Below are 12345 nucleotides of genomic sequence, written 5' to 3' on the forward strand. Positions count from 1 at the left end.
TTTTCATGTTTACCAATTGGGATTTTGAACCATTGATTTATTGGATACCAGCTCGTTAAATGGAATGGGGAACAGGTACATTTTGTTGGCATCAAATTTGGCATCGGCCGCATCAACAATGGTATAGTTTGTTGTACTGCCCGATACTACGCCTTGGATGCCGTGTAATTTTCCATTCAACACGGTTTCGGCAATTTTCCACCTCCTGATATCCCAGAACCTTTGCTCTTCGAAAGCAAATTCTACCCTACGCTCGTGCCTGATACGGGTACGCATCTCTGCCTGGGTTAATCCAGTTGGCAAATTTGGCATGCCTACTCTTGCCCTGATGGCATTTACTGCGTTATATACTGTATTATCAGGACCAACAGCCTCGTTTTGTGCCTCGGCGTAGTTCAATAATATTTCGGCATAACGCATAATCGGAAACACGTGCGGATAGTTAGCATAAGAGGTTGCGCTGCTATTGCTGGTCATGAATTTGCGCAAATAGTAGCCTGTTCTGGTTTCGCCCTTGGTTACCCTTCCGTAGCCGAATGGCCTGTCTAAGCCTCCATCGGTAGTTTGTACTTTTCTGTTCAGCCAGTATAAGCCATCGAACATAATGGTTGCCGGAAAACGAGGATCCCTATTGAAATAAGGATTGGTGATGGTATAACCTGAACCACTCTCGCCAATCATCTTGCCGTTGCTCATTTCATACTCGTTTACCAACTCTTGTGTAGGGTTGGTTTTGCCCGATGTTGAACTGGCGCGGGTATAGCCTACTGGATCATTAATCGCCTCAACCGTACTGTTGGTGGTGGTCATGTACGGCAAAATGATCTCGTTATTGCTATTGGTGGTAAATACGCTCAAGAACTTGTTCACGTTGGTTACATAGGCTGATAAGGATGCTGAAGGTGCTACTCCAGCCAAAGTGGTAGTCGTATAATGTGCGGTAGTAGCGGCATCGTTCAGCTTATAGGTAAACTTGCCTAAGGTTACACTGTCCATCACTGCTTTTGCGGCAGCGGCGGCATCGGCCCACTTGGTGAGCGTATTCGATGGATTGTTTAAAGGACTGGCCGCATACAGTAGCAGTCTTGATTTAAGCGCCATGGCTGCTCCCCTGCCAAAACGGCCATAATAATTGGCGGCAAAAGTTCCATTGACAGAACCATTTGCCGTAAGCAGGTATGGCATGGCTGCATTAAGCTCCGAAAGAATATAATCAACGCATTGCTGATAAGTGTTGCGCGAAACGGTGATGGTTTCGTTGGCATCGTAAACCTTATCGCCAATTAAAGGCACGCCTCCCCAGCGTTTGATCAGTTCGAAATACGACATGGCCCTTAAGCACCTCGCCTCTGCTTTCCAACGGTCTTTTAATCCGGCAATGTTAAGGGGCACCACGTTAATATTGGCCAAAAAAACATTTACCTTTCTAATGTTTGCATAATTTTTGGCCCAAACATCGTCTACCACGTTAGTTGGACTAATACCGCCATTGCTAAAGTATTGTACGGCATCGCCGTTAGCATTCGGAATGGCATCGTCGGTTCCTGCATCGAGCATGTTGCTGCTAATACGGTTAAAGCCATTGGGCAGGCCCGAGTAAATGTTGTTCAAGAAACGTTCGGCATTAACGCCCAAAGAATCTTTCGAATCAAAAATTAAATCTTTTTCTATCAGTTCTAGCGGTTCGCTCTCTGTCATCTTTTTACAGCCCAACGTTCCAGCTACACAAACGGCAGTCATTACTGCTATTACATATTTTTTCATAAGAGTTGTTGCTATAATGTTAATGATATACCTCCATTGATTACCCTTTGGTTAGGGAACGCACTCACATACGATTCTGGATCAAAATCTAGCTTGCTAATGGTAAACAGGTTATAGCTGTTTACAAATACCCTCAACTTAGCCACATGCATTTTGCGCACTAAGCCAGCCGGGAGCGTATAGCCCACTTCTAGGTTTTTTAGGCGCAGGTAGTTCGCGTTTCTTAGCCAGAAAGTAGAGGTCGCATTATTGTTTACATTGGTACCCAAAGTAAGGCGAGGCAAAGTAGCATTCACCTGGTTTTGTGGGGTCCATCTGTTTTCGGTGGTATAATCCAATACATAACCTGTATTGTTATTTAGAGCCAGCATAGACGATTGGCTCAAATGGATTACACGGTTGTAAACGCCTTGAAAAAGACCACTCAAATCAAAACCTTTGTAGTTCATGGCGAAATTTAGGCCTCCAAATACAAAAGGTTTGGTGGTTGAAATCAGCTTTTGGTCTAAAGTGCTGATTACGCCATCGCCGTTAAGGTCTTTATACTTGATATCTCCCGGCACCGGACTATAGCCCAAAATAGTTGGTGTATTGCTGGCATTCTCTCCTGCTTTGTAAAAGCCAATGGCCTCATAACCTCTGGTACCACCCACCGGATTACCCGCCCTGTACATCCAGCTATAAGGCAATTGAGGCTCGCCAGCATTAATTACGCTGCTTTTTTGGAAGCTTGCATTGATACCTACTTTATAGCCAAAATCGCCAGCCTTGCCTACATAATCGGCAGTAAACTCCATGCCCGAAAACCTGTTCTTGCCAATGTTCTGGCTTGGATAGTTTTGACCGATAATGCTGCTCGCATAAGCAGGGGCCTGCAACAGATCGTAATAACGGTTACGGTAATAAGTAAGGCCAACATTTAATTTTTGATTGAAGAATGCCGCATCGGCACCCACTTCAAATTTCAAGGCTTTTTCCGGACCTATATTCGTAGTTGCCAAACCACTTTCTGCCGCGCCAGAAACTCCGGTTAAAGCCGTACCAAATACATAGCCCGTGGTGCTGTTGCTGTAGCGTTGGATATAAGAATAATAATCATCGGCATTAGCCATTGCGGTTAAGCCAACTGTACTTCTCAGCTTTAAGAAGTTAATGGCGTTCGAGTTAAACCAGCTTTCTTTGCTCGCTACCCAACTTAAACCTAATGATGGCAGGTATATCCATTTATTGGCATTGGCATAGCGGTTGTAGCTACCATAAGAATTGCCCAGCTCTGCAAAATACCTTTCGCCATAATTGTACTTAATGGCCAAACCTGCTGTTCTGTAAATCTGATTCAGTTGGTTGTAGCTGGCCAATCTGTTATCGCCATTATAAGTGGCCAATACGTTCAATTGATGCTGGCCAACTGTTTTATCATAACCCACCAAAAAGTTATAATAGGTTTGTTTTAACTGCGAAGAGATCGAAGCCGCGCCAGTTCCGGCCGAAACGTTGCCATCGGCACCAGATTTAGTATAGGTGACGGTAGAACCAGATACGGTAGGATACCAAATGGCAAAGTTCTTGCCCCTATCAACCGTTTGGTTATAAAAGTTATTGATAGAAAGCCCAGCCTTGGCCCATAAACCTTTGGTAAGGTCGTCTAGTTTATACTTCAAAGCTACATCGACGTTAACAGACCTGCTATTGTCTCTGATATAGCCCGAATTAATGGTATTGGCCAAAATATTATTGGTAATAGATGCGGTACCGCCATAAGTACCATCAGGGTTTTTTACCGCATAGGCCAAAGGCGAAGTACTGTATACCAAGCCCATAATGGTATTGGCATTGCCACCCGGCTGATTGGTATTTTCTATAGAGCCAAAAACATTCAGCTGCAATGAAATATCTTCATTGAAATTGATTTCGGCATTGGTACGCATGTTGTACCTTTTATAAAAGTTATTGGTATTATAGGCATTGTTGTTATCGGTTACAAAATTACCATCAGAGCTAAAATGCTCTAAACTGGCATAATACCTATAGGTTTTAGAATTGCCCGAAACCCCTAAGTTATAGCGTTGTTGGGCACTGTTCTTTTTATAGACCAAATCGTACCAGTTATTGTTAGGCTGCAAAAATGGATTGTTGGTGCCATTTTGATAAGCGGCAATAGTAGCATCGCTGTACAATGGCGTGCTGCCCGGCGAGGTATTCTGCTGGGCCTCATTGTAAATTTTAGCGTAATTGGCGCCTGTAATAAAATTAGGAGTAAATAAATTCTCTAAATGTCCGTATTCGGCACCGAATTTAATCTCGAATGGCTTATAGGCCGCTTGTTTTTTAGTAGTAATGTACACCACCCCACCCGACGAGCGCATCCCATACATCGAAGTAGAAAGCGCATCTTTTAATACCGTTATGCTCTCAATATCATCAGGATTAAAACTGGTAAACGTACGCACCACGCCATCAATTACAATAATTGGCGTTTGTCCTCTTAAGGTAAGCGAGGTACCATCAAAACCAGTTCTGGCCGATGATTGCAAGGTGTACAATCCAGGCAGCCTACCGGCTACTACGTTGGTGATATCTGATACTGGGGTAGTATTTACATCTTCTGCATAAATGGTAGATACCCCTTCAACCTGATTGGCCTTTTTGCCAAATCCATTCCACTGGCCTATTTCTTTTTGCAGGTAGTTCTTCGGGTCAAATCTTTTGATCAGCGTACTGTCTGCCACTTGTGCTGGTTTAGCCTGGGCCCAACCCACTGCCGGAAGCACGCTCAGCAACCCCACCAAAGATCTGATCTTAAAGTGATTCATTTTCATCATGTTTTTCGTTTGGTTAGTATGACTGCATATCCCCCCTCACCAGTCCGTTAGGCTGTTGGCTAGAGGCAATCTGCAAATAGTTGGTTTTGGTATTCAGGTCGTTGATGGTGCTAGCCGAAACCGCAACGGATCCTTTTACTTCGCGGGTGCTGCTAAAGGCCCCATTATTAAGCTCAATCAGTACCGTTCCATTGCTGCCGCTTGCACCTGTATAAACAATGGCCTTTGTGGGCGTATCGTTGTTGTTCAACGCCTGATCAAAATAGAGGTAGTAATAAAGCTTGTTGTCGGTCATGAGGTAAAATACCGCAACGGCATGATCCGTTCGGCCGGCAACTGCCGGAACAACATCACTGGGGGTTAGGTTTACCTTCCATTGCTTGAGCGTGTAAACATCGGAAGTCTTCATCTCCTTTTTACAGGAAATAAAACCGGCCGACATCAACAAACACCAAAAGAGCAACTTCAAGTTCCACTGTCGGGGATTACGAATGCGTAAATCTGTTTTCATAATTTATTTGGTTAGTTGTAAGTCGGGAACAAAACGAGCTGGCGCTCACTTGTTCCAATTGGTTAGTTTAGTCGCAAAAAGTGGCGGATAATCACTTTTCGTGCTTATACAAAGCTGACGGATTAAGAATTGAAAAAAGATGAAAATTCTGTCGGAAAAGATAGAATAATCTATAAAGGAGCTTAAAACTGCTTGTTAAAACACAAATTAGGCAACTTAGCCCTGGATAATTTGCTATATTTATCTTGCAAACAAATATGACCTATTGTTGAATGAATTTCTACCTGCGATTCATACCCATTTTATCGTTTACGCTATTCACTGCCCTAAATCCGGCAACTGCGCAACGCCGTTTGTCTTTTACCAACCTTACGGTAGAAAACGGCCTCTCGCAGAACTCGGTCATGGCCGTTGCACAAGACAGTACGGGCCTGATTTGGCTGGGCACACGGCAAGGCGTGAACCGCTACGATGGCTACCGCTTTAAAATCTACAAGAGCGAAGAAAAAAACAACCCCGACCTGCCTCCAGGCGAAACCACCGCCCTGCTTACCGATGCCCAAGGTACACTGTGGGCCGGCACGTCAAAAGGCTTTGCGGTTTATAATGGCAACAAGGATATTTTTGAACCCGTAAAAGGGTTGAGCAACAGCAACGTCGAAAGCCTATACCAAGACCGGCAAAAACGCCTTTGGATCGGTACCTTAGGAGGCATCAACCTATTAATCGACAAAAAACAGCGGCGCTTCGAAGCCTTCTTTTTCAGCAAAAAAGCCAAAGACCCCGTCAATAGTATCTATGCGATGTTTCAGGATGAAAACGGTCAGTTTTGGATTGGTACCGGCAAAGGGCTCTTTACCATGCGCTATAGCCACCATCAGGTGAGCTACCAAAAAGTAGCCTTGCCCAACTCAACCGATGGCGACTATTACATTACGGCTATTGCAAGCGACAAGCAACATCACATTTGGGTAGGTTCTTCTAACGGACTTTACCAAATTGCGCCCGACGGCAAAAACATCCGCTCTTTTCTGCACAGCGACAATAACCCCAACTCCATCATACACAACGACATCAGGGAGGTTATGCTTGATAAAGACGGCATGGTTTGGGTAGGTACACAAAACGGACTAAGTATTTTGAACCCCGCCAATGGCTACTGCACCAATTATCAGCACGATCCTGAAAAGCCCTATAGCATTAGTCAAAACTCCATCCATAACTTATTTACCGATAGGGATGGCAACATTTGGGTAGGCACTTATTTTGGTGGCGTAAACATCTCTTACCCTACCCTGACCAATTTTAAGGTTTACCGCAACAGCAAACAGCAAAATAGCTTAAGCAACAATGTGGTGAGCTCCATTGTAGAAATTGGCCCGGGCTTTTGGATAGGTACCGAGGGCGGAGGGCTCAACTATTTTAATCCGGCCAACAATACGTTCAAAAGCTACAAGAACAACCCCGCCGATCAAAACTCCATCAGCTCCAACCTGGTTAAGATCATCGAAAAAGAAAGCGATGCCAGCAACAGGTTGTTTATCGGTACACATCGCGGCGGCCTGAACCTGTTCGATCCTGCAAGCAATAAATTCAGGCATATTGCTAATGTTAAAGACACCATAGGTACTGTGGGCACCGCCGAGATCATTGCACTGGAAATGGATAGCCATGGCACCTTATGGGTAGGTTCTTTTGAGGGATTAACCGTACTGGAAAAGAAAAACGGAGAATACCCTGCCCAAACCAGTAAAAGTCCTTTAGAAAGCCGATTAAAGAGCAAAAACATTACCTGCCTTTTTCAGGACAGCTGGCAACAGCTCTGGATTGGCACCAATGCCGGTCTTAATCGCTATGACCTTAATTTAAAAAAAATCTACAGCTATACCAAAGAAGAGAACAACAAACTTAAGCTCCCTTCAAACTATATCAACTGCATTACCCAAAGCAGCAACGGAAAGGTATTGGTAGGCACAAGGGCCGGTTTGAGCATTTTCGATCCTACCAAAGGTACTTTCACAACCTACAGCGAAACCAACGGTCTGGTCAACAACAATGTAGTCGGCATCATCGAAGACAATGCCCATAACCTATGGATCAGCACCTCTAATGGTATTTCTGAACTCAATATAGCCAGTGGCCGTTTCAGAAACTACAACAAAAGCGACGGACTGGCCGGCAACGAATTCAATGTACGCTCCTTTTTTAAAGACAGACAAGGTCAGCTGTTTTTTGGTGGATTTAACGGGCTGACTGCTTTTTATCCACAAGAAATCGAGCTCAATAATTTTGTATCGCCATTGGTATTCACCGATCTCAAGCTTTTTAACCAATACTTAAAGGTTGGTGGCGACGATGATATTTTGCAGCAACAGATCAATTTAACCGACAAGCTTGATTTTAGGCACGACCAAAACCAGTTTACCTTGGAGTTTTCGTTACTGAACTACCTTAAATCAGACAAGAATAAATATTTCTATAAATTAGATGGCTACGACAAAGACTGGATTGCCACTGTTAACCCAAGTGCCAGCTATACCAATCTGCCTGCAGGCAATTACCGTTTTATGCTCAAGGCACTTAACAACGACGGCATTCCGGGCAAGCCCATACGCAGCTTGCACATACACGTAAGCCCCGCGCCCTGGGCAAGCTGGTGGGCATACCTGCTCTACCTCGTCGTATTTTTCACCATTTTGCTGGTTACCATCAGGTATTTCTTTGTAAAGGCGTTGCTCAAACGCACAGAAGACATTCAGCAAATGAAGCTCCAGTTCTTTACGCAGGTTTCGCACGAAATCAGGACGCCATTAACCCTCATTTTGGCACCACTCGAAACCTTATTCAAGAATACCCGCAACCTGCCCGACATCAACAAACAGGTAGAACGCATCAAAAGCAATGCCGACCGGCTTCACCTATTGGTAACCGAATTGCTCGATTTCAGAAAAACCGAAACGGGACACCTGAAGCTCAAATTTGCACAACAAGACCTCGTACCCTTTGTGCAACAGATTTTTCAGGCTTTTGAGCACCTGGCCGAAAGCCGGAACATTACCTACACTTTCAGCTACGAACAACCCGAAGTAAGCATTTGGTTCGACAAGCTCCAACTGGAAAAGGTATTCTTTAACCTGCTATCCAATGCCTTTAAATTTACCAACGATGGCGGAACCATTAACGTAACCATTGCCGACAATAACCAACAGGTGGCCATTTCTGTTCGCGATAACGGCCTGGGCATACCCGAAGACAGTCGCGATAAGATTTTTAGCGACTTTTTCCAGGTAGACCGCGAAGGCTCTACTCATATTGGCTCGGGCATTGGCTTGGCACTCTCCAAAAGCATTGTAACGGCGCACGGCGGGCAGCTTTTATTAGAAAGCATTGCCGAAACCGAAACCAAGCCGGGCGATACGCGCTTTACGGTGCTACTCAAGAAGGAACAGCCCCAAACAGCAGCCACCATGCCACAAGAATCGGGTACCGAAAGCTGGCATACGCTTGCCCCATTGCCACTGCCAGCAGTGACCGAGGCTAGTAGCACCAAAGAAAACCATAGCGAAACCGTACTGATTGTGGAAGACAATTGGGAAATCAGGCAAATGTTGCGCGATTCGTTGGAAAGCCGCTACCATATTGTAGAATGCGAAAATGGGCAGGAAGGTTTGGAAACAGCCATAGCTTCGATCCCCGACTTGATCATTTGCGATGTGATGATGCCCATCATGAACGGCACCGAAATGTGCCACCAGCTTAAAATCGACGAACGGACCTCGCATATCCCCGTTATTATACTAACGGCCATGGATTCGCATGCACAACAGGTGGATGGCCTGGCTACCGGCGCCGACAGCTATATTACCAAGCCATTTAGTGTAGAGCTGCTGGGCTTGCATGTGCGCAACCTGTTGCAGTCGCGCAAAATTATGCGCAGGAAGTTTAGTGGCACCATCAGCGAATCGATACAACTTAACACAGTTGACCAGCAGTTTATAGAAAAAGTAATCCAGCGCATAGAAGCCCGGCTTGCCGATCAAACCTTTGGCGTACCCGAACTGGCTAAGGATATTGGTATGACGGCGCCAGTGCTGTACAAAAAAATCAGGGCAGTTACCGATCTTACAGTCAACGATTTCATCAAATCCATCCGCCTCAAAAAAGCCGAAGCATTGCTAAAAGAAGGCATCCATAACGTAGCCGAAGTCGCTTATCTAGTGGGCTTTAACGATGCCAAATATTTCAGTCGCGAGTTTAAGAAACAATATGGCATCAATGCCAAGAACTATCAGTTAGGCGGAGATAAAAATGCTACGGATTGACGATAGCGCTTGGCCTATCAAGGTCAATCGGCAAATATTTCGTACCTTTACAGCCAAACAGCACCGCAAATGACAGAACTGCCTCCATGCCCTCAATGCAAATCTAACTACACTTATCAAATGGACGACCTGCTCGCCTGCCCTGAATGCGGACACGAGTGGAATGTAGAAGAGACCGCCACCACAAGTGGCGAATTAGTGGTAAAAGACTGCAATGGCAACATCCTGCAAAACGGCGATTCGGTAGTAACCATTAAGAATCTTCCTGTAAAAGGCATTGCGCAAAGCATTAAGGCCGGCACCAAGGTAAGGAATATCCGTTTAACCGATGGCGACCACAATATAGATTGCAAAATAGACGGCTTTGGGGCCATGGCGCTTAAATCTGAGTTTGTAAAGAAGGCCTAGCCCCCAGACCTCCATTATCTTTTCCACGCAGAATATACTGATAGTCAGCATATTTTTGTAATTTCCAGTCTAACCAAATTTAAATCATCATGAAAAATTTCAACGACTGGAAATCGAGCTCCTATGTAGTATTGAGCCGTTCGGCCATGAAACTAATTCTTGGCGGAGACCCTATCGAGCTTCGCCCCTATGACCCTTACTGCGACGAGGTCAAAGAAACCGAATATGTACCCGATTGCCCCTGCTTTGCAGATACGCAATGCCCTGAAAGAAGGTATGTAGGTGGCCCTCCGGGCTCAGTGGGCAACATTATTCCAGGCAGTGGCTATTGCGTGAACGGCCACTGTACCTAAAATACTTTCAAGGCGGACCGTTTGATCCGCCTTTTGTTTCATCATGCGAAAACATTTTATTTATTTAACCAGCCTCGTATATTTAAGAACTGGTAGCCTTATACCAGCCACAAATACACCAGCAACATGAAAAGAACATTATTGATCGCTTTAACAATTACGGCATCTTTTCTTTCAGGTTTTGCGTTCAACACCATCGTTTCAAAACAAAATCAAACTAAAATGAAAAAAGTAACAGGCATTGGCGGCATTTTCTTCAAATGCAAAGACCCCAAAAAGATGACCGAATGGTACCAAAAGCACCTGGGTTTAGACACCAACCCTTATGGCGCGACTTTCGAATGGTACGAAGGCACAGACAGCACCAAGAAAGCACAAACGCAATGGTCGCCTTTTGCCGAAAACACCAAATACTTTGAGCCTTCGACCAAGGATTTTATGATCAACTACAGGGTCGAAAACCTCGAAGCTTTAGTTGAGGAGCTCAAAAAAGAAGGCGTAACTATTGTAGATAAAATCGAAACCTACGATTATGGTAAATTTGTTCACATTCTCGATGCCGAGGGCAACAAAGTTGAGCTTTGGGAACCGATAGACTAATATCGGCCTTGTCGGATGCCACCTTGTAATTGTCGCGCATCCACCCCTCCTTGTTTTTTAAAGGCATTTAACTTTGGTTAGACTTAAATCTTAAACCATGAGAAAGATTATTGTAACTACATTTCTAACAATGGATGGTGTGTTGCAGGCTCCAGGCGGACCTGAAGAAGACCGCAGCAACGGCTTTAAGTGGGGCGGCTGGCAATTTGGCTATCCCGATGAAGTAACCGACAAAGCCTTAACCAAAATCATGTCGGCCCCCTTCGACCTGTTGTTGGGTCGGCGCACCTACGAAATATTTGCCGCTTACTGGCCATACCAAAACGACGGAATTGCCGAAAAGTTTAACCGCATCAGCAAATATGTAGTGGGCACTACACCTATTGATACCTCCTGGAACAATTCGACCTTAATTAGCCACGATGTGGTAAACGAATTGAAAAAGCTGAAAGCGCAAAGCGGCCCCGATTTATTGGTACACGGCAGCAGCGTATTGGCACAAACCCTATTTGCCAACGGGCTGGTAGATGTGCTCCACACCTGGATCTATCCGATTACCCTGGGCAAAGGCAAAAAATTATTTGGCCAAGGCGTTCCGGCACAGGAATGGAAGCTTACCGAATCGGCTATTTCGGAAAACGGCATTATAGTGGCCAGCTACGCGCCAAACGGCGAAGTGAAACTAGGTTCGTTTGAAGCCGCTGTGATTAGTGATGCAGAGCTCGAAAGAAGAAAGAGATGGGCGACCGAAGAAAAGAAAAGCTAAATCCTTAAACGCATTAAGGCTGGTTTCATTAAGTTTATATGGATTGCTTTCGGCCACGACCAGATTCAAGTCTTTTTCAATCTGCTTTCTGGCAGGCTCTGAAATCTGACGTCCAATATTGTGTAGGCTAATTGATTTTTGCCATCTCTTTGTATACTGGTAGTGGCAATATGGGTATGTTGGTGCGCTATGTCGTTATGCCTGTAGACCAAATAGGGCTGGTCTCCAAAACCGATTAGTTCCATATAGGCAATGGCAATCTGTTGCATTTTGGTGTTGTCTATTTTTTCACTCGCTTCAAAGTTGAGCGAAATATGTTGCACATTGGTTTTTATGCTAAGCTTAAGGTCATTGAGGTGCTGAAATCTTTAATTTTGTTATGGAAATCCATTTTATCAATATCACCAGCAAAGCCACTTGCCAGAATTAAGTTTGCTTGACCCTCGACAACCTTATTCTCATTGTACTGTAGTATGCCCCTAATGCTTTTGCCAGTCTTTATTTTGCAATCATTTTTCGGCGAGCTGTAAAATGATAACCAATATCCTATTGCCTTCAATTCCTTTCTGATCAAAGCCATTTCTTCCATTGGTGCATTCATGCAAACATCCTGATGGAAAATCTTGATTTTTCTATTGGAAATAATTTTTCGGGCGACTTCAGCAACTGAAGAACTGTCTCTTATACACATCTCCGAGCCCACGAGACAGTACTCATGATCGCGTATGCCGTCTTCTGCTTGAAAAGGGGGGGGGGGGGGGGGGGGGGGGGGGGGGGGGGGGGGGGGGGGGGGGGGGGG

Annotated in this window: 10 protein-coding genes; 5 read left to right on the top strand and 5 right to left on the bottom strand. The window is 44.9% G+C overall.

The window, feature by feature from the left end:
- Window positions 1-9: 9 nt before the first annotated feature.
- The 3 genes from JHD69_RS10610 to JHD69_RS10620 are packed head-to-tail and all read right to left on the bottom strand — an operon-like array spanning window position 10 to window position 5097.
- On the bottom strand, window positions 10-1764 hold the full coding sequence (locus JHD69_RS10610; protein ID WP_199140098.1) for a RagB/SusD family nutrient uptake outer membrane protein: 1755 nt from the start codon (window positions 1762-1764) through the stop codon (window positions 10-12).
- 11 nt (window positions 1765-1775) lie between these two features.
- Complete coding sequence (locus tag JHD69_RS10615) at window positions 1776-4586, bottom strand: SusC/RagA family TonB-linked outer membrane protein (protein ID WP_199140100.1); 2811 nt, start codon at window positions 4584-4586, stop codon at window positions 1776-1778.
- 13 nt (window positions 4587-4599) lie between these two features.
- Window positions 4600-5097, bottom strand: coding sequence for a CHRD domain-containing protein (locus JHD69_RS10620; RefSeq protein WP_199140102.1), 498 nt, complete (start codon window positions 5095-5097; stop codon window positions 4600-4602).
- Between the two features lie 272 nt (window positions 5098-5369).
- On the opposite strand from JHD69_RS10620, the gene JHD69_RS10625 reads away from it, so the two are divergent.
- The 5 genes from JHD69_RS10625 to JHD69_RS10645 all read left to right on the top strand — a co-directional run bounded on the left by JHD69_RS10625 (window position 5370) and on the right by JHD69_RS10645 (window position 11546).
- Window positions 5370-9419 (top strand): two-component regulator propeller domain-containing protein, encoded by a 4050-nt coding sequence (locus JHD69_RS10625; RefSeq protein WP_199140104.1) that lies wholly within the window; start codon window positions 5370-5372, stop codon window positions 9417-9419.
- Window positions 9420-9488: 69 nt separating this feature from the next.
- Window positions 9489-9827 carry a zinc ribbon domain-containing protein YjdM gene (locus JHD69_RS10630; RefSeq protein WP_199140106.1) on the top strand — a complete coding sequence of 113 codons (339 nt, stop codon included), beginning with the start codon at window positions 9489-9491 and terminating at the stop codon, window positions 9825-9827.
- An 89-nt stretch (window positions 9828-9916) separates the two neighbouring features.
- Window positions 9917-10180, top strand: a complete 264-nt coding sequence (locus JHD69_RS10635; protein ID WP_199140108.1) for a hypothetical protein — start codon at window positions 9917-9919, stop codon at window positions 10178-10180.
- Window positions 10181-10402: 222 nt separating this feature from the next.
- Window positions 10403-10780, top strand: coding sequence for a VOC family protein (locus JHD69_RS10640; protein WP_233165854.1), 378 nt, complete (start codon window positions 10403-10405; stop codon window positions 10778-10780).
- A 97-nt stretch (window positions 10781-10877) separates the two neighbouring features.
- Complete coding sequence (locus JHD69_RS10645) at window positions 10878-11546, top strand: dihydrofolate reductase family protein (RefSeq protein ID WP_199140112.1); 669 nt, start codon at window positions 10878-10880, stop codon at window positions 11544-11546.
- Between the two features lie 65 nt (window positions 11547-11611).
- Here the strand turns inward: JHD69_RS10645 and JHD69_RS20975 are convergent, their stop codons facing one another.
- Window positions 11612-11869, bottom strand: a complete 258-nt coding sequence (locus JHD69_RS20975; RefSeq protein ID WP_370583478.1) for a relaxase/mobilization nuclease domain-containing protein — start codon at window positions 11867-11869, stop codon at window positions 11612-11614.
- Window positions 11870-11877: 8 nt separating this feature from the next.
- Window positions 11878-12237 carry a hypothetical protein gene (locus JHD69_RS20980; protein ID WP_233165856.1) on the bottom strand — a complete coding sequence of 120 codons (360 nt, stop codon included), beginning with the start codon at window positions 12235-12237 and terminating at the stop codon, window positions 11878-11880.
- Window positions 12238-12345: the final 108 nt, after the last annotated feature.

This window comes from Pedobacter sp. ASV12, from assembly GCF_016429155.1.
Taxonomy (GTDB): Bacteria; Bacteroidota; Bacteroidia; order Sphingobacteriales; family Sphingobacteriaceae; genus Pedobacter.